Annotated in this window: 17 protein-coding genes; 8 read left to right on the forward strand and 9 right to left on the reverse strand. The window is 73.9% G+C overall.

All coding sequences use genetic code 11. The annotated features are described in order from the left end of the window. Nucleotides 1-42: 42 nt before the first annotated feature. Entirely contained in the window at nt 43-489 is a 447-nt protein-coding gene (locus tag CEQ11_RS09565) for an MGMT family protein (protein ID WP_227718833.1), read from the reverse strand. Nucleotides 490-532: 43 nt separating this feature from the next. Between CEQ11_RS09565 and CEQ11_RS09570 the strand changes: the two genes are divergently transcribed. Continuing rightward, the gene (locus tag CEQ11_RS09570) at nt 533-1,219 is read left to right on the forward strand and encodes a 3'-5' exonuclease (RefSeq protein ID WP_067189093.1); all 687 of its coding nucleotides are present in this window, start codon (nt 533-535) and stop codon (nt 1,217-1,219) included. Between the two features lie 146 nt (nt 1,220-1,365). On the opposite strand, the gene hemL is transcribed toward CEQ11_RS09570, so the two are convergent. Continuing rightward, complete coding sequence (gene hemL, locus CEQ11_RS09575; protein WP_067189064.1) at nt 1,366-2,676, reverse strand: glutamate-1-semialdehyde 2,1-aminomutase; 1,311 nt, start codon at nt 2,674-2,676, stop codon at nt 1,366-1,368. After that, complete coding sequence (gene hemB, locus CEQ11_RS09580; RefSeq protein WP_088478468.1) at nt 2,673-3,659, reverse strand: porphobilinogen synthase; 987 nt, start codon at nt 3,657-3,659, stop codon at nt 2,673-2,675. Before hemB ends, hemL begins: the two co-directional genes overlap by 4 nt. Before the next feature lie 151 nt (nt 3,660-3,810). Here hemB and CEQ11_RS09585 point away from each other — a divergent pair, with 151 nt between their 5' ends. The 3 genes from CEQ11_RS09585 to CEQ11_RS09595 all read left to right on the forward strand — a co-directional run bounded on the left by CEQ11_RS09585 (nt 3,811) and on the right by CEQ11_RS09595 (nt 5,789). Then, nucleotides 3,811-4,767 (forward strand): NYN domain-containing protein, encoded by a 957-nt coding sequence (locus CEQ11_RS09585; RefSeq protein ID WP_070637730.1) that lies wholly within the window; start codon nt 3,811-3,813, stop codon nt 4,765-4,767. Beyond that, nucleotides 4,767-5,288, forward strand: a complete 522-nt coding sequence (locus CEQ11_RS09590) for a DUF2087 domain-containing protein (RefSeq protein ID WP_070637728.1) — start codon at nt 4,767-4,769, stop codon at nt 5,286-5,288. The genes CEQ11_RS09585 and CEQ11_RS09590 overlap by 1 nt, the downstream gene beginning before the upstream one ends. A gap of 297 nt (nt 5,289-5,585) precedes the next feature. Continuing rightward, nucleotides 5,586-5,789, forward strand: a complete 204-nt coding sequence (locus CEQ11_RS09595) for a hypothetical protein (protein ID WP_067189054.1) — start codon at nt 5,586-5,588, stop codon at nt 5,787-5,789. Between the two features lie 36 nt (nt 5,790-5,825). On the opposite strand, the gene CEQ11_RS09600 is transcribed toward CEQ11_RS09595, so the two are convergent. The 6 genes from CEQ11_RS09600 to hemE form a co-directional block, all read right to left on the reverse strand. Continuing rightward, complete coding sequence (locus tag CEQ11_RS09600) at nt 5,826-7,412, reverse strand: uroporphyrinogen-III synthase (protein WP_168165751.1); 1,587 nt, start codon at nt 7,410-7,412, stop codon at nt 5,826-5,828. Nucleotides 7,413-7,548: 136 nt separating this feature from the next. Next, nucleotides 7,549-8,658: a hydroxymethylbilane synthase gene (gene hemC / locus CEQ11_RS09605; RefSeq protein WP_067189052.1), complete on the reverse strand. Its 1,110-nt coding sequence runs from the start codon at nt 8,656-8,658 to the stop codon at nt 7,549-7,551. Between the two features lie 3 nt (nt 8,659-8,661). Further along, nucleotides 8,662-10,023 (reverse strand): ferrochelatase, encoded by a 1,362-nt coding sequence (locus tag CEQ11_RS09610; protein WP_070637725.1) that lies wholly within the window; start codon nt 10,021-10,023, stop codon nt 8,662-8,664. Further along, nucleotides 10,023-10,709, reverse strand: coding sequence for a hydrogen peroxide-dependent heme synthase (hemQ, locus tag CEQ11_RS09615; protein ID WP_067189089.1), 687 nt, complete (start codon nt 10,707-10,709; stop codon nt 10,023-10,025). The genes CEQ11_RS09610 and hemQ overlap by 1 nt, the downstream gene beginning before the upstream one ends. A 65-nt stretch (nt 10,710-10,774) precedes the next feature. After that, nucleotides 10,775-12,361 (reverse strand): NAD(P)/FAD-dependent oxidoreductase, encoded by a 1,587-nt coding sequence (locus CEQ11_RS09620; RefSeq protein WP_088478469.1) that lies wholly within the window; start codon nt 12,359-12,361, stop codon nt 10,775-10,777. Then, nucleotides 12,358-13,560, reverse strand: coding sequence for a uroporphyrinogen decarboxylase (gene hemE / locus CEQ11_RS09625; protein ID WP_369804922.1), 1,203 nt, complete (start codon nt 13,558-13,560; stop codon nt 12,358-12,360). The genes CEQ11_RS09620 and hemE overlap by 4 nt, the downstream gene beginning before the upstream one ends. Nucleotides 13,561-13,722: 162 nt before the next feature. Here hemE and CEQ11_RS09630 point away from each other — a divergent pair, with 162 nt between their 5' ends. From CEQ11_RS09630 to CEQ11_RS09645, 4 genes are all read left to right on the forward strand, one after another. Further along, nucleotides 13,723-15,072: a glutamyl-tRNA reductase gene (locus CEQ11_RS09630; RefSeq protein ID WP_067189086.1), complete on the forward strand. Its 1,350-nt coding sequence runs from the start codon at nt 13,723-13,725 to the stop codon at nt 15,070-15,072. Next, entirely contained in the window at nt 15,069-15,674 is a 606-nt protein-coding gene (locus tag CEQ11_RS09635; protein WP_088478470.1) for a TetR/AcrR family transcriptional regulator, read from the forward strand. The genes CEQ11_RS09630 and CEQ11_RS09635 overlap by 4 nt, the downstream gene beginning before the upstream one ends. A gap of 250 nt (nt 15,675-15,924) precedes the next feature. Further along, nucleotides 15,925-16,149, forward strand: coding sequence for a DUF3107 domain-containing protein (locus tag CEQ11_RS09640; RefSeq protein ID WP_067189044.1), 225 nt, complete (start codon nt 15,925-15,927; stop codon nt 16,147-16,149). Between the two features lie 25 nt (nt 16,150-16,174). Continuing rightward, on the forward strand, nt 16,175-17,737 hold the full coding sequence (locus CEQ11_RS09645; RefSeq protein ID WP_087133769.1) for an RNB domain-containing ribonuclease: 1,563 nt from the start codon (nt 16,175-16,177) through the stop codon (nt 17,735-17,737). Nucleotides 17,738-17,767 lie beyond the last annotated feature (30 nt).

Raw genomic sequence — 17,767 nt, forward strand, 5'->3', positions numbered from 1 at the left:
TCTGTCAGGAGCACCGGACACGCTAACGGCCGCCTTCGGGCCTCAGGCCTGGCGCGACCGCTGCGCCAGCCGCTCCAGGGACCGCTGCGCCGCGGCATCGGGCTGCCAGCGCGCAGCGGACAGGTCGACCCTCGGATCATCGTGTCCGCGCAGCGGCGTCCCCTCGGTCTCCCAGTGTCCCTTCGCGACGACGGCCAGCTGAGTCGGCAGGGACCCGTCGGCCCGCACCACACGCCACCAGGGCGTGCCCTCGGCAGACTCCGCCATGGCTCTGCCCGCCTGACGGGCGCCGCCGGCGCCGAGCAGGGCGGCCAGGCCGCCGTAGGCGACGGCCCGCCCGGCCGGGATCAGCCACGCGGCGGCGGCGAGGGCCTCCAGCACGGTGAGGGGGCCGTCGTCGGGAAGGCCCGGGACGGCAGGAAGGGAGCCGTCGCCAGGCGGGCAGTCCCCGGCGAGCGGCTGTGCAGGAGGGGTCTCGGCGGTGTCCACAGGCTCATCCTGCCGTGTCCGTCGACGCGGTAGCGTGGAGGCCGTGAACTGGCATGAGCAGATCCGGGCAGGGTTCGACCTCGAGACGACCGGCCGCGATCCTTCGAAGGCGCTGATCGTCACCGCGACGATCGTCATGGTGGACGGCGCGGGCCTCGCCCGCTCCAGCGCCGAGTGGCTGCTGGACCCGGGTGTGCCGATCCCGGACGAGGCCGCCGAGGTCCACGGGGTCACCACCGCGAAGGCACAGGCTGAGGGCATGCCCGCCGCTCAGGGCGTCGCCGAGATCCTCGAGACCCTGCGTGACCTGTTCCGCGCCGGCATCCCGGTGATCGCGTTCAACGGCGTCTACGACTTCACGGTGATGGACCGAGAGGCCCGCCGCCACGGCCTGCAGCCGCTGGAGCCGACGCCGGTGATCGACCCCTTCGTCCTGGACCGTCAGATGGACCGCTTCCGCAAGGGCAAGCGCACCCTGTCCGTGGTGTCGGAGCACTACGGCGTCACCCTCGAGAACGCCCACACCTCCGCCGCGGACGCCCTCGCCGGCGTGCACGTGGCGGACGCTCTGGCCCGCAAGTACGACGCGCTGCGCATCGATCCCGCCGACCTGCACGAGCGCCAGGTCACCTGGAAGGCCGAGCAGGCCGCCAGCTTCGAGGAGTACCTGCGCCGCAAGGACCCCCAGGCCACCGTCTCGCGGGCCTGGCCGGTCGAGCCGCAGGCCTGAGGCCGCCGGCTGCCCCGCCGCCCGGCTCGGCCAGGCCGCGCACGCCACGAACAGTCGTGACGTCCGTGACACGACGACGGCGCCCCACCTCGAGCAGGTGGGGCGCCGTTCGTCTGTGCTCCGGTCCGGGAGGCAGCGGCTGCGGATCAGCCCTGCGGGGTGGCCTGCGCCGCGGCCTCGGCGGCGGCCGGCAGTGCGTCGAGGACCTGCTGGACGGCGGCGTCGTCGTGGGCGGCGGAGACGAACCAGGCCTCGAACACCGAGGGCGGCAGGTACACGCCGGAGGCCAGCATGGACTGGAAGAACGGGGCGTGGCGGAAGACCTGTTGGCCCTGGGCGTCGGCGTAGTCCTTGACGCCGTCGGCCGAGGTGCCGAAGGCGACGGAGAACAGGGTGCCGGCACGCTGGATGGAGTGGTCCACGCCGGCGGCGGTCAAGGCTGAGGTCAGGCCCTCGCGGATGGCATCGGAGGCGGCGGCCACACGGGCGTAGACGGCCTCGTCGGCGTGCTCGAGGGTGGCGTGGCCGGCGGCCATGGCGACCGGGTTCCCGGAGAGGGTGCCGGCCTGGTACACCGGGCCGAGCGGGGCCAGGTGGTCCATGATCTCGGCGGAGCCGCCGAGGGCGGCCGCGGGCATGCCGCCGCCGATCACCTTGCCGAAGCACCAGATGTCCGGGGTCCAGCCCTCGACCTCGCCGAACAGTCCCCAGCCGCCGGTGGCGGTGGCGCGGAAACCGGTGAGGACCTCGTCCCAGATCAGCAGCGCGCCGTGCTTCGCGGTGATCTCGCGCAGGAAGCGGTTGAACCCGTCGCCCGGCTCCACCACGCCCATGTTGCAGGGCACGGCCTCGGTGATCACGGCGGCGATACTCTCGCCGTGCTCGGCGAAGACGGCCTCGAGCGCCTCGGGCGAGTTGTAGTCCACCACGATGGTCTCGGAGGCGGCGGCCTCGGTGACTCCGGCGGAGCCGGGCAGGGCCTGGGTGGCGACGCCCGAGCCGGCGGCGGCGAGCAGGCCGTCCGAGTGGCCGTGGTAGCAGCCTGCGAACTTCACGATCAGGTTGCGGCCGGTGACGCCGCGCGCCAGGCGGATGGCGGTCATGGTGGCCTCGGTGCCGGTGGACACGAAGCGCACGCGCTCGACCGGCACGCGGGAGGCGATCAGCTCGGCCAGCCGGGTCTCGCCTTCCACGGAGGTGCCGAAGGACAGGCCCGCGTCGACGGCGCGGTGGACGGCCTCGACCACGGCGGGGTGCTGGTGGCCCAGGAGCATGGGGCCCCAGGAGCAGACGAGGTCCACGTAGCGCTTGCCCTCGACGTCGGTCAGGTACGGGCCCTGGGCAGAGGCCATGAAGCGGGGCGTGCCGCCGACGGAGCCGAAGGCGCGGACGGGCGAGTCGACGCCGCCGGGGATGACGGCCTGGGCTGCGGCGAAGGCCGCGGCGTTGGTGGTCACAGTGACCCCTCCTTGATCCAGCGGCCGAGTTCGGCCGCGTAGTAGGTGAGCACGGAGCCGGCGCCGGCGCGCCGGATGGAGAGCACGGACTCGGCGATCGCGGCGCGGCGGTCGATCCAGCCCTGGGCCGCGGCCGCCTCGATCATCGCGTACTCGCCGGAGATCTGGTAGGCGGACACCGGGACGTCGGCCGTCTCGGCCACGTCGCGGACGATGTCCAGGTAGGCCATGGCCGGCTTGACCATCACCATGTCCGCGCCCTCCTCCAGGTCCAGGCAGACCTCACGCAGCGCCTCGGTGCGGTTGGCCGCGTCCATCTGGTAGGTCTTGCGGTCGCCGGTGAGCTGGGAGTCGACGGCGTCCCGGAACGGTCCGTAGAACGCGGAGGAGTACTTGGCGGCGTAGGCGAAGATCACCGCGTCGGTGTGACCGGCCGCGTCGAGGGCCTCACGGATGACGCGGACCTGGCCGTCCATCATGCCGGAGGGGCCGAGCACGTCCGCCCCGGCTTCGGCCTGGGCCACGGCCATCTGCCCGTAGATCTCCAGGGTGGCGTCGTTGTCCACGGCACCGTCCTCGCGGAGCACGCCGCAGTGCCCGTGGTCGGTGAACTCGTCCAGGCAGAGGTCGGACATGACCAGCAGCCCGTCCCCGACCTCGGCTTTCACGTCCGCGATCGCCCGGTTGAGCACGCCCTGCGGGTCCAGGCCGGCGGAACCGGTGGCGTCGCGGGTCTCGGGGACTCCGAAGAGCATGATGCCGCCCAGACCCAGTTCGGCGGCCTCGGCCGCGGCGGCCTTGAGGGAGTCCGTGGTGTGCTGCACGACGCCCGGCATCGAGGCGATCGGCAGCGGCTCGTCCGCCCCCTCCTTGATGAAGGCGGGCAGGATCAGCTGGGACGGATGCAGGCGGGTCTCGGCGACCAGCCGACGCATCGCCGGGGACTGGCGCAGGCGGCGCGGACGCTGCAGCGGGAACGGCATGGGGACGTCATCTCCTGTCAGAGAGTCTTTCCGGGGGCCCGGACGGGCCGACGGTCCAGCCCTCCACTGTACCGAGACGCCACCGCCGCCCGCAGGAGAAGGCGGACAGCCGTCGTCGAGACGAGCCCGGCCCCGCCGATAGGGTGGGACCATGACCTCCCCCTCCGCCGGCACACGCATCGCCGTGCTCATCGACTGCGACAACGTCTCCCCGTCCTACGCCTCCCTGATCCTGGAGGAGCTGGCCAGCCACGGCACACCCACCATCAAGCGGGCGTACGGCGACTGGACCACCACCAACCTGAACGGCTGGAAGAAGACGCTGTCCACGCTGGCGATCCAGCCGATGCTGCAGATCGCCAACACCGTGGGGAAGAACTCCTCGGACTCCGCCCTGATCATCGACGCGATGGACCTGCTCTGGATGGGCAACGTGGACACCTTCGCCATCGTGTCCTCGGACTCCGACTTCACCCGCCTGGCCATGCGCCTGCGTGAGTCCGGCAAGCGCGTGATCGGCCTGGGCGCCCGCAAGACCCCGGCTTCCCTGCGCAACGCCGTGGACCAGTTCGTGTACCTCGAGCTGCTGGCGAAGGCGGCCGAGGACGAGCAGGCCGAGAAGCGGACCGGTGAGGCCGCCGACGAGGCCGAGGACTCGAAGCCCTCGGGACGCTCCCGCTCGCGCGGCGGCCGCGGCTCCGGCACCAGCGGGGCGAAGAGGAAGGCGGAGACGAAGGACGAGACGGACGCGGCTGCCGCCGAGGAGACGAAGCCGGCCAAGGAGCCCGCGAAGCCCGCGGGTTCGCGTGCAGACGACGTCACCCCGGCGTTCTCCGATGCCGAGCACGCCGACGACGCCCCGCGCATCAACCTGCAGTCCGCCCTGGTCAAGGCCATCAACGCCACCTCCGGCGACGACGGATGGGCCTCCCTCGGCGTCATCGGCCAGCACCTGTCCCGCACGCACGTCGACTTCGACCCGCGCGACTTCGGCTTCCGCAAGCTCTCGGACCTGGTGGAGGACCAGTCCTACCTGCAGACCCGCACCGAGGGCCGGACCATGGAGGCCGCCGTCAAGGCCCGGCGCCGCCGCAGGGCGGAGGGCTGATGGACGGACCCGAGAACGCCGGGGCGGACACCGCGGCGGGCTCCGGGCGGTCAGGGGCGGTGCGCCGCGCGCGCTCGCTGCTGGCGATGCTGCGCAACCCGAAGCTGCGCCGCAGCCTCGGCGCCGTGTTCTCCGGGACCGCGACCGCCGACGACGCCGGTCCCCTGCGCGGGGCCGTGTCGCTGGGTGCGGTCGAGCTGTCCGAGGACGGCGCTCCCGTGTTCGTCGAGTCCTTCCTGGGCGAGGCCGTGGCCGACCTGGACCGGGCGCTCGGCCCGCTCGCGGTGCTGGACGGCGCGCGGATCGACGTGAAGGACCTCGCCCTGGACGCCGTGGACGACGCCGTCCGCGCCGTGGCCGTGCGCGTGCTGGATGAAGGCGAGCGGGTGACCGAGTCCGAGCTCAACGGACGCCTGCGACTGTTCGTGCAGGACGTGGCGTTCTTCCGCCGGCACGCCTTCGACCTCGGCGTCTACGAGCGCGCCGCCGACGGCTCGGCCTACTGGCGCGTGGAGGGCTGAGCGGGGCTGGACGGCGGCTGACCCGGTTCGTGTCAGGAGCGCGTTGCGTGTATGGAAGGCACCGCCGCCTTGCGTGTATCGAAGGCACCGCCGCCTTGCGTGTATCGAAGGTGGGCCGTAACCGCTCTGATCGGGCCGATCTCGCCCAACTTTGATACATGCAAGGACGTCCGACCAGCCCCGCCCCGCAGGTCCTGAACCCCGCCCCGCAGGTCCTGACCTGTCACGGCCGCACGGCCACGCCCCATTCACCTCGGCGATACCCTGCGCTCACCTGGGATTCCTACGCTGACCGGCATGGCCAACGAACTCGAGTTCCTCAAGGGCGTGGACAAGCTGCATGCCTTCTACACCGAGAATGTCAGGATGCTGGCCCACGCCTACGACCTGACGGACGAGGAGGCCTCGAACCTGCTCTACCAGCACGACTTCCAGAACGTCTCGCGCTCCATCCTGCGGCCGCCGCGGGTGGACGTGATGGCCCCGCCGCCGGAGAACTGACCGGGGCCGGACCGGGCCCACGGCCGAGCCCGCCGCTCAGGCGATGCGGGTCAGCTGGATGAGCACGACCTCGGTCTCGTCCGGCAGCGCACCGCCCCAGAACTCCTCATGGGCCGCCCGCCAGGCGCGCACGTCCCGGTGGCCTTCCCCCTCCGCCACCACGTGCCAGTGCGGCACCCGGCCCAGGGGCACCACGGTCACGCCGGTGACCTCCACGACGGCCGCCACCTGCCCGGCCGAGTCCAGCACACGCTCCCGCGTCCCGGCCCGCGGCAGCGGCTCCTGCGCAGCCTCGTAGTCCCGCAGCAGCGCGGAGGTGGCGGTCTTCTCCCCGGCCAGGATCGCCGCGACCAGCGCATCGCGCAGCGGACCGGGCTCGGCGTACTCGCCGTCCACCTCCGCAGTGCCGCCCGCCTCCTGAAGGCTCAGCCCATGCCCCAGCGCACGCAGGATCCCCTCGGCGTCCGGCGACTGCGCCACGGCCGACAGCTCCAGCCCCAGCCGCCGCGCCTCCGCGGCCGTGGGCCGGCCGATCGCGACCAGGCGGCTGGTCAGCCGCACCCGCTCGTCGTCCAGCCCGTGGTGCGTGGCCAGCTCGCGGGCGGCCGAGGGGCTCGTGAGCACCACATCGTGGCCGGCCAGCCTCGCCACCGGCACGACGACGGCACCCGCCTCCGCCATCTCGCCCACCGGGGCATCGTGGCCCGTTCGCGCTGCACCGTGGCCCGGTCGGGCTGCATCGTGGCTCGCTCGGGCTACGCCGTGGCTCGCTCGGGCTGCGCCGTGGCCCGGTCGGGCTGTGCGCGCGGACCCCGCCCCGGGCGCCGGCCCGGCGGTGTCCCCGCTACGGTCGAGCTCGCCGGCGTGGTCGGCCCCGCCCTGAGGTTCGGGCAGCAGGCGGCGCGAGGGGTCGGCCGGGTAGGGCACGGTCCGGTAGGCCTCCACGCGGGCGACGTGCCAGCCCTTCGCCTCCAGGCCGGAGGTCAGCTCCCCGGTGGCCAGCGCGGACTGCGGAAGCAGCACCAGGGACGCCGGGGCCTCATGGGGGTCGGAGACGTCCGCATCGACACCCTGCGGAACGGCACCCTGCGGAACGGCGACGTCCGCATCGGCGCCCTGCGGAACGGACCGGTCACCGGCGACGTCCGCATCGGCGCCCTGCGGCACGGACCGGTCACCGGCGTCCCCGGCGACGTCCGCTCCGTCGGCCGTCATGGCGGCGTCTGCGGCGCAGCGGCCTGCAGGCTCCACGGACGGGAAGTCGGCCAGGATCCCGGCGGCCGACGCCTGCTCGGGCATCCACGGCTCGGCGGTGCAGCCCAGCTCGGCCAGAACCCGCGCGGTGCCGGCTCCGGTCACGGCCACCTTCGTGCTCCCGCCGACCCGGCCGGTCCAGCCGGCGGCCTGCAGGGCGCGCACGGTGTTGGGACTGGTCAGCACCAGCCATGCGCACTCCCCCGCCTCCACCCTGGCCACCACGGCCCGCAGGGGCCCCGGCTCGCCGGACAGCTCGAAGTCCGTCAGCGGGCAGAAGCGGACGTCCAGCCCCGCCGCGGCCAGGTCCGCCTCCACGGCACCGGCCTGAGACGGCTGCCGGGTGAGCACCAGCGGTCTGTGTCGCACGCCGGAAGCCCGCCCGGTGGCCGCGCCCGCCACGGGAGCACACCCACTCGTCCCCGAGGACCCCTGCCCGGCGCCCGGGCGGGGGTCCTCGGGACGGTGCGGGTCCGACGTCGTCATGTGCGGCGTGCCCCGAGGATCAGGCACCGGTGCCGCGGACGGTTCCCGGCAGCAGGTCGGCGCCCTCGGCGATGAACCCCTCGGCCATGTGCACGCCCAGCGCACCGGCCGCCGTCATCAGGGTGTCCTCGAGCCACTCGGCCGACTGCTCCGGCTCCGCATTCACCTCCTGCGGCACCGCGTCCAGCTGCACCGAGGAGGTGCGGCGCAGGATGCGGGAGCCGTCCAGGGCGGCGACCATCGCGTCCATGACGATGCGCGGGGCGGCGGCACCGGCCTCGTCCTCACCGTCCTCCACACGGGCGACCGCCCCGATCGGCGCGGCGCAGCCGGCCTCCAGGCGCAGCAGCAGGGCGCGCTCGGCGGTCACGGCGGCATGGGTGTGCAGGTCGTCCAGGCGGGCCAGGCCCTCCCGCAGGCGTCCGGCCGGCGTGGTCGGGTCCAGCAGGGCGTCGCCCACGATGCCGTCGTGGAGCGCACGGACCTCCACCGCCAGGGCGCCCTGGCCCGGGGCCGGGAGCATGACGTCCGGGTCGATGCGCTCGGTGATCACGTGCCCCAGGCCGAGACGGTCCAGGCCGGCGCAGGCCAGGACGACGGCGTCCAGGTCCCCGCGCGGGGAGCCGGCGGCGGCCGGGGCGTTGTCGTCGTGCTGCTCCAGGCCCGGCACACGGGCCAGGCGGGTCTGCACGTTGCCGCGGATGTCCACGAGCTCCAGGTCCGGACGCAGCGCCTTCAGCTGCGCCACACGGCGCGGCGAGCCGGTGCCGACCCGGGCTCCCTCCGGGAGGGTCTCCAGGGTCAGGCCGTCACGGGCGCACAGGGCGTCCCGCAGGTCCGCACGCGCCGGGACGGCGATGATCTCCAGGTCCTCCGGCTGAGCCGCCGGCAGGTCCTTGAGCGAGTGCACGGCCATGTCCACCACGCCGTCGAGGATCGAGGCGCGCAGCGCGGAGGCGAACACGCCGGTGCCGCCCAGAGAGGCGAGCGAGCCGGTGGTGACGTCCCCGTCGGTCCGGATGATCACCAGCTCGTGGTCCAGGCCCGCCTGCTCGGTCAGCGCCTGCGCCACCGTCCGGGTCTGGGTGGTGGCCAGCGCAGAGCCGCGGGTGCCGACGCGCACGGACATGGTTCAGGCCTCCTCGACGTCGGCGGCGGTCTCGGCTGCCGGGGCCCCCTCGGACGCCTCGGCGCCTCGGCCGTGCTCGGCCAGGCCGCGCACAGCGGCGTCCACGGCGGAGGTGGTCGGGCGGACGGAGCCGTCCCGCATGACCTTCACGCAGCAGTCCGGGCGGCAGACGTCCGGCCAGGCCGGGAAGCAGCCGACGGCGGCGCGGCCGGCACGCAGGCCCATGCGCTCCTCGACGATGTCCACCAGGCCGGACACGAAGCGCGCGTCGGTGCCCGGGGTGCCGGTGCGGCGGAAGCCGACGCCCAGCTCGGCCGCGGTGTCCTTCGCCTCGGTGTCCAGGTCCCAGAGGACCTCCATGTGGTCGGACACGAAGCCGAGCGGGACCACCACGAAGCCGGCCACGGCACGGCCGGAGGCGTCGGTCTGCGCCCCCTCGCCGGCGAGCGCCTCCATGGCGTCGTTGATGTCCGGCTCGAGCCACGGCACCTGCGGGGAGCCGGAACGGGACTGGTAGACCAGCGACCACTCGACCCCCTCGGCCTCCGGGACGCCGGCGAGGATCTCGCGGGCCACGTCCAGGTGCTGCGCCGAGTACAGGTCGGCGCCCTCGGCCTCGCCGGCCTCCGCGCCAGCCTCGGAGGCCAGCTGCGCGGACAGCTCGCGCGGGCCGGCGGCCTCGGCGTCGGCGGTCGGGATGGAGTGGGTGACGAACAGGACGTGGATCCGGGCGTCGTCGCCCAGCTCGCCACGCAGGGAGAGCAGGTCCTCACGCAGGCCGTCGCGGAACGGCTCCACGAACCCCGGGTGGTTGAAGTACTGGCGGGTCTTGTCCAGGTCCACCGTGCCCTCCAGGCCGGTCTTCTGCATGGCCATGCCCATGTCCTCGCGGTACTGGCGGCAGGACGAGTAGCAGGAGTAGGCGGAGGTGGTGACGGTCAGGATGCGGCGGTGGCCGTCGTCGACCATCCGCTGAAGGGTGTCCGGGAAGTACGGCTCCCAGTTGCGGTTGCCCCAGTAGACGGGCAGATCGTGGCCGCGGCGGTCCAGCTCGGCCTCGATCGCGGCGATCAGCGCACGGTTCTGGGCGTTGATCGGGCTGACGCCGCCGTTGGTGCGGTAGTGGACGGCGACCTCCTCGAGGCGCTCGTCCGGGATGCCGCGACCGCCGGTGACGTTGCGGAGGAACGGGAGGACGTCCTCCTGGCCCTCGGGGCCGCCGAAGGAGGCGAGCATGAGGGCGTCGTAGGTCTTGGGCGCCATGGTGCCGTGGGCGTCGTAGTCGACGCCGGCGGGGGCCTCCGGGACCTGCCGGACCGGGCGCTCGGCGCCGTCCGGGTGGTGGTGCGTCGGGGACAGGCTCATCAGGCGAGGACCTCCAGGATCTCGGCGGTCTCCACGCGGCGGCCGGTGTAGAACGGCACCTCTTCGCGCACGTAGTGGCGGGTCTCGTTGTCCCGCAGATGGCGCATCATGTCCACCAGGTCGGTGAGCTTCGGGGCCTCCAGCCCGAGCAGCCACTCCCAGTCGTTCAGGGCGAACGCGGACGTGGTGTTGGCCCAGACCTGCGGGAAGTCGCGGCCGAGCAGGCCGTGTTCGCGCAGCATGCGGGCGCGCTCCTTCGGATCCATGGTGTACCAGTCGTAGGAACGCACGAACGGGTAGAAGCAGAGCCACTCGAGGGGCTCGCGGCCCATGGCGAACGCCGGGATGTGCTCCTTGTTGAACTCGGCCAGGCGGTCGGCGCCCATCGCGGAGAGCACGATGTGCGTGCCGGCGAACAGGCGGGTGCGGCGGATGCGGCGGATCGCAGCCTGCAGGTCCTCAGGGACCTGGCCGTACATCCACACCATCACGTCGGCGTCGGCGCGCATGCCGGAGACGTCGTAGGTGCCGCGGACGGTCACGCCCTGCTCGCCGAGCTCGGCGACGAGGGCGTCGAACTCCTGCACGGCGTCCTCCGCCTGCGGACCGTCGAGCGGGGCGGGGCAGGAGCCGTCGTTCGGGCGGGCGAACACGGTGTAGGTGGTGAACCAGTCCTTGCCGGCCAGCGGGTTCGGCGCGTTCTCCTCGGTGGCGGCGGCGTCTGCGGTGTGCTGGGTGTCCTGCACGGGGATCACTCTCTTCCTGCTGCGGGGGTGATGGGGTCGAAGGAGCCGAAGCGGCGGTCCACGGCCTCCACGATCGAGGCCAGGCCGGTGCCGTCGGCCCAGGCGCCGACCACGTCCACGCCGTCGGTGGTCTCGGCGTAGGCGGTCAGCGCCTTCATGGCGGTGCGGGCGGGGCCGGACTGCGGCGGGATGGCGTCGCGCCAGCGGACGACCATGTGAGCGGCCACGTCCTCGGCTGCGAGGTCCACTCCGGTGAGCACGGCGACGTCGGCGATCGCCTGCTCCACAAGCTGCTCGTCCGCGGTGCGGTAGCCCAGCTGGTCCGGGCCGCCGCCGTGCCGGCCGTAGGAGAGGCGGAGCACGTGGCGGTGCCGGTGGCGGGCGGTGCCGTCCTCGCGGTCGCGGCGGACGACCTCGGCGAGCCACTCCCACTTGGCGGTGGCGTGGGTGAGCGCCTTGGCGCCCACCTCGGTGCCCTCGGCCACGAGGACTCCGGTGCCGCGCGGGGCGCAGTCGAGCCCCTCGGCGTCCACCACGAGCGTCACCAGGGCGACGCCGTCGGCAGGGTGGGGGCCGTCGTCGGGGTCGAGGGCGCCGTGCGAGGCGGGGGCGAGCAGCTCCCAGGCGTTGGGGCCGTCCACGGCGAGGACGATGCGGTCGGCCTCGAGCCCCCGGAGGACCTCCTCGTTGCGGTCGCTGATCTGCGCCCACCACTGGCCGCGCTCGTCGAAATGCTTCAGGGCGGCCACACGGACGCCGCGCAGCACGGTCACGCCGGTGTCCCGCAGCCGGGCGATCAGCCGGGTGGTCAGGATGTTCATGCCGCCGTCGAGGCCGGCCACGAGGGAGCCCGGGGTGTGCTGGCCGCGCAGCGCGGCGACGCCGGCGGACAGGCTGCCCTGCTCCACGAAGGCCTCGAGCAGACCCGGGGCCACCCGGTGCACGGCGACGGTGGACGGGTCGGCGGAGTGCACCCCCGCCACCACGGGGGCAACGAGGCGCTGCAGGACCTCGTCGCCGAGACGGTCGGCCACCAGCTCGCCGAGGGTGATCTCCTCGCCGGCGGCGATGCGCTCGGCCCAGTCGCCCACCTCGGCGGTCAGGTCCTGGCGTGCGCGCTCCAGGCCGGCGGCGGACAGGGCCGCGGCGGTGTCCTCGGCGTCCAGGTCCCCGGGGATGCCCAGCAGGCCCAGCCGTGGGGAGGGAAACGAGCCCTCGGCGGCGTGGATCCAGGACCCGCCGGCCGCCGGGGACATGATGCGTTCGTAGATGTCCAGCTCATGCAGCAGCTCCTGGACAGCGGTGCCGCGCAGCGCGAAGGCCTCCGCTCCGCCGTCCAGCTCCAGCGTCTGGTCCTGCACGGCGCCGTGCTCGTCCTCGGACGGCACGGTGAGGTAGCGCGGCGAGACGGCGCCGCCGAGCACCGAGGTGGCCTCGGCGAGGGTGACCTCCCAGCCGGACTGGCGCAGGCGCAGCGCGGAGAGCAGGCCGGCGATGCCGCCGCCGATCACCAGGGCGGTGCGGGGCGCCTGGTCCGCAGCGGGGGCCACCGGGGCCGGGATCTGCTGCACAGAGATGTCCGGGACCTTCATGCGTGCTCCTCCCCCGAGGCGGGACGCTCGGGCACGTCGATGGAGTGGATCAGCTCGACCACGCGGGTCAGCTCGGTCGGGTCGGTCTCCGGCGGGACGCCGTGGGCCAGGTTGACCACGTGTCCCGGCGCAGCGGCGCCGGAGGCGACGACCTCGCGGACGTGGGCCTCGAGCACCTCCCAGGGGGCGCCCAGCAGGGCCGGGTCGATGTTGCCCTGCAGCGGGACGGCGCCGCGGCCGTCCGGGCCCGGGTTCGCGCAGAGGCGACGGTGCGCCTCGGCCAGGGTGAGGCGGTGGTCCACGCCGACGGCGGACGCGCCGGCATCGCGCAGGTGGTGCAGGAAATCGCCGGTGCCGATGCCGAAGTGCAGCAGCGGGACGCCTCCGACCACACCCGGTCCGGCCAGGTCGGCGACGGCCTCGAAGGCGGCGGCGGAGTGACGCTGCACGTGGGCACGGTAGTCGGCCGCGGAGAGCGAGCCGGCCCACGAGTCGAAGAGCTGGGCGGCGGAGGCGCCGGAGACGATCTGGGCGCGGAGGAACTGGCCGGACACGCGGGCGGCCCAGGACGCCAGCGCGTTCCAGGTCTCCGGGTCGGCGTGCATCATGCGGCGCGGCCCGAAGTGGTCGCGGGAGGGGCGGCCCTCCACCATGTAGGCGGCCAGGGTGAACGGCGCGCCGGCGAAGCCGATGAGCGGGCGGCTGCCGAGCTCGCCCACGGTGAGCGAGACGGCCTCGCGGATGACGTCGAGGGCGGAGTCCTCGAGCTCGGGCAGTGCGGCGACGTCCGCGGCGGTGCGCACCGGGTGGTCCAGGACCGGCCCGACGCCCGGGACGATCTCCACGCCGATCCCGGCCAGGCGCAGCGGGACCACGATGTCCGAGAAGAAGATGCCGGCGTCCACGTCATGGCGGCGGACCGGCTGCATCGTGATTTCCCTCACAAGGTCGGGCATGAGGCAGGAATCGAGCATCCCGATGCCCTCGCGCACCTTCTTGTACTCCGGCAGCGAACGGCCGGCCTGGCGCATGAACCAGACGGGGTGGCGCTCGGGGCGGGCGCCGCGCAGCGCGGTGATCAACGCCGAATCGGCCGTGGATCGCGCGGATTCGGTGGTGCGCAACGGATGGTCGGCCGGCAGGGCTGCGGCCGCCGTGGACGGGGTCTGAGCAGGGGTCTCGGCGGACATGCCCCCCATTCTTCCATCGAAAGCGATTCCGGGCCCGTGGACGACGACGGCCCACCTCGCCCCACGTGACGGCCGTCACCTCAGCGTCGCCCTATCTGAGCGGATGCCCCGCTTCAGGTGAGGTGCGCCTCGGTGACGGAAGGACCGGCCCCGGCTAGGATGGACGGCGCTGTGACACTCTTCTCGCTGATCGCCTCGCACAAGGACGTCCACCTCGACACGGTCGCCCGCCTGTCCGCCGGTGCCGCGTCCGTGCTCTCCGCCCTGCCCGCCTCCGGTGCCGGCGGGGCCGTCGTGCTGACCACGTGCAACCGCGTGGAGGTCTACGCCGACGCGGACAACGGCGACGTGTCCGGCACCCACAACACCCTCGTGAAGGCGATCGCCGCCGAGACGGACCTCCCGTACGCCACCGTGGACGGCACCTTCCGCCTGCTCGGCGCCGACGCCACCGTCCGCCACCTGTTCGAGGTCGCCTCCGGCCTGGACTCCGCCGTGGTCGGCGAGCGCGAGATCGCCGGACAGGTGCGCCGGGCCCTCGTCGAGGCCCGGGAGGCCGGCACCGCCACGGGCCCGCTCGTCCGCCTGTTCGAGGGCGCGACCCGCGCGGCCAAGGACGTGGGCTCCCAGACCGCTCTCGGCGCCACCGGCCGGTCCGTCGTGACCGTGGCCCTGGACCTGGCCGAGGAGCTGCGCGGCGTCGTCACCGAGGAGGAGGCCGAGGACTTCTGGGCCGAGGCGAACGTGCTGCTGATCGGCACCGGCTCCTATGCGGGCACCACCCTGTCCCAGCTGGCGGACCGCGGCGCCACCGCCGTGGCCGTGCACTCCTCCTCCGGCCGTGCCGAGCAGTTCGTCGCCGATCGCGGCGGCTGGGCAATGGCCTTGGGCGGCGAGAGCATCGCCGGGGCACTGGCCGAGGCCGACGTGGTGATCGGCTGCTCCGGGTCCGGCCGGCAGGTCTCCCCTGAGCAGCTCGTGGCCCTCCGTGAGGGCGCCCGGCATCCGGTCACCCTGCTGGACCTGGCGCTCTCCCGTGACTTCGACCCCGCCGTGGCGGACCTGGACCAGGTCGACCTGATCACCCTCGAGGACGTCCGCCTCGCCGCACCGGAGCAGGCCGCCTCGGCCGTCTCCGAGGCACGCACCCTCGTGGAGGGCGCCCTCCGCGACTTCACCGACTCCCAGCGCGGCCGCACCGCCGACGGCGCCATCCGCGCCCTGCGCGAGCACACCCTTGCGGCCCTGGACACCGAACTGGAGCGCGTCCGCCGCCGCCATGGCTGCACCGCACCGGCCGAGGAGATCGAGTTCGCCCTGCGCCACATGGTGCGTCAGCTCCTCCACACCCCCACCGTCCGCGCCCGGCGCATGGCTGCCGAGGGACGGCTGGACGAGTACGAGCGCGCGCTGCAGGCGCTGTACGACATCGAGGTGCCCGCCGCCGCTCCGATCCCGGACTCGCCGTCCGCCTGCCCGGTCCCCCATCAGGACGCGGACGGGCAGAGACGCACCGCATGAGCGGCCACACCCGCGCGGCACGCCTGCCCCGGGCCGAACGCCGCCGGCAGCTGGTGGAGGTCGCACGTGCCCTGTTCGTGGAGCACGGCTACGCGCAGACCTCCATGGACCAGATCGCCGAGTCGGCGGCCGTGTCCAAGCCGGTGCTCTACCAGCACTTCCCCGGCAAGCACGAGCTCTTCCTCCACCTGCTCGACGTCGAGGTCGAGGCCTTCGTCGCACAGATCTCCGAGGTGCTGTCCTCGGACCTGGACAACAGGCAGCGCACCCGCCAGACGGTGGCCGCGGTCTACCGGTATGTGTCCGACCCGAGCCGCCGCCACCGGCTGCTGCTGTCCTCCGGCCGCACCCACGACCCGGAGGTCCAGCAGCGCGGCGAGGTCATCGAGGGCACCCTGGCCCGGCACATCGCCAAGCTGCTGCAGGAGGGAGCCACGGTCTCCGTCGAGGAGGCCGAGCTGGTCTCCCGCGGCCTGGTGGCCTGCATGGTCGAGGCCGCCCGCTGGTGGGCCGACGAGACCGACGAGGCCTCCCGTCCCACCCTCGAGCGCGCCGCCGAGGTCACCTTCACCATGCTCTGGCGCGGCCTCTCCAGACTCTGAGCACGCCCCGCCCCGACAGCGGGGCGCCACACACGCCCCGCCCCGCCGACGGGGGCCCCACACCGCCCGCGCCCCGCGGACGGACCTGTTCCGGCCCCTGTGTTTCGCCACGGGGTGAAACGCCTCCCGTGCCCTGCCTGCCGCCGCGCCCCGTGCCCTAGTCTGAACGGGAACAGAGCCGTTCCGGACGCGCGCGGCCCCGGCCCCGCCGTCCGACGCAGACCGCAGACCCCTGTCCTAGGAGGACCCCATGGAGATCCGCATCGGAGTGCAGCACTCGGCCCGCGAGGTGACTCTGGAGACCGAGCACACCGCCGAGGAGGTCCGCGAGCGCGTGGCCGCCGCGATCGCCGACGGCTCCCTGCTCCAGCTGGACGACGCCAAGGGCCGCACCGTGCTCGTGCCCGGCGAGAAGATCGCCTTCGTCGAGATCGGCGCCCAGAAGGCCGGCCCGCTGGGCTTCGCCGCTCGCTGAGCCGACGGGCGAAGGGGCCTGACCCATGCTGCTGCCCGCACTCGGCGTCCACGGCGCCGGTGAGGACTCCGCCCTCACCGCACGGCTGACCCGTCTCCGCCGGGACCTCGAGCTGCCGGACGCGTTCCCGGACGACGTGCTGGCCGAGGCCGAACGTGCCGCCGAGGACGTCCTCGGCTCCCTCGGGCAGGACCCCGAGCGCGTGGACCTCACCGACGTCCCCTTCGTCACGGTGGATCCCGCCGGGTCCACCGACCTGGACCAGGCCGTCTTCATCGAGCGCACGGACGTCGGCGTCCGCGTGCACTACGCCATCGCCGACGTCCCCGCGTTCGTGGCCCTCGGCGGGGCCATCGACGCGGAGGCCCGCCGACGGGGCCAGACGGTCTACCTTCCGGACGGGCGTGTCCCCCTCCACCCCGAGCGCATCAGCGAGCACGCCGGCTCCCTGCTGCCCGAGCAGGAGCGCCCCGCCTACGTCTGGTCCATGGACCTGGACGCCGAGGGCGTCCTCGGGGCCGTGGAGCTGGTCCGCGCACGGGTGCGCTCCCGCTTCCAGCTGACCTACCCGCAGGTGCAGGCCCTCGTCGGGGACGAGTTCCCGGCGGGCGGGGCACCCGGGGGCGGTGCCGTCGTCGGGAAGGACGGGCGGGCCCCGGCCGACGTGCCGGACCTGCCCGAGGATGTTGTGGCCTCGTTGCGGCTGCTCCCCGAGGTGGGCCGGCTGCGGCGCGCCCAGGAGGCGGCCCGTGGCGGCGCGTCCCTGAACATGCCGGACCAGGAGATCCACGTGGACGAGTCCGGCGCCTACCGCCTCGTGCAGCGCAACCCGCTGCCGGTGGAGGACGACAACGCCCACGTCTCCCTCATGACGGGGATGGCGGCGGCCCGCATCATGCTCGACGCCGGCGTCGGCATCCTGCGCACCATGCCCGCCCCGGACGACGAGGCGATCGCCGAGTTCCGCTCTCGCGTGGCCGCCCTCGGCCTGCCGTGGACCCACGAGCAGGACTACGGCGCCTACCTGCGCACCGTGGACCCGACCGCACCCCAGGGCCTGGCCGTCCTCCACGCCGCCACCGCCCTGTTCCGCGGCGCCGACTACACCGCATTCGACGCGTCCTCCGACGACCCTGAGCTGCACACCCCGCCGGAGGACCCGGAGCAGGCCGCCCTGGCCGCCCCCTATGCCCACACCACCGCTCCGCTGCGCCGCCTGGTGGACCGCTTCGTGCTGATCGTCTGCCATGCCCTGGTGCAGGGCCACGAAGTGCCCGCCGAGGTGCGGGCCGCCCTGCCGGAGCTGCCCGCGCTGATGGCGGACTCGGGGCGCCGCGCCTCCCAGGCCGACCGGGCGGCCGTGGACCTCGTGGAGGCCGCAGAGCTGACCGCCCACGTGGGCGAGGAGCTCGCCGGCACCGTGGTCCGCACCCGCGGCGAGGACTCCGTGGACGTGCAGCTCGTGGACCCGCCCGCCTACCTGAGCGTCCCCGCCGGTGCCGCCCCCGGCGACGAGGTGCGCGTGCGCATCGACTCCGTGGACGTGGCCTCCGGTCAGGTCGACGCGTCCCTGGCCGGAGGCCGCTGAGGCTCCCTGCCGTCCGCTCCTTCCGGCGCG

The sequence above is a fragment of the Micrococcus sp. FDAARGOS_333 genome, from assembly GCF_002206575.2.
In the GTDB taxonomy this organism is placed as follows: domain Bacteria; phylum Actinomycetota; class Actinomycetes; order Actinomycetales; family Micrococcaceae; genus Micrococcus; species Micrococcus lylae.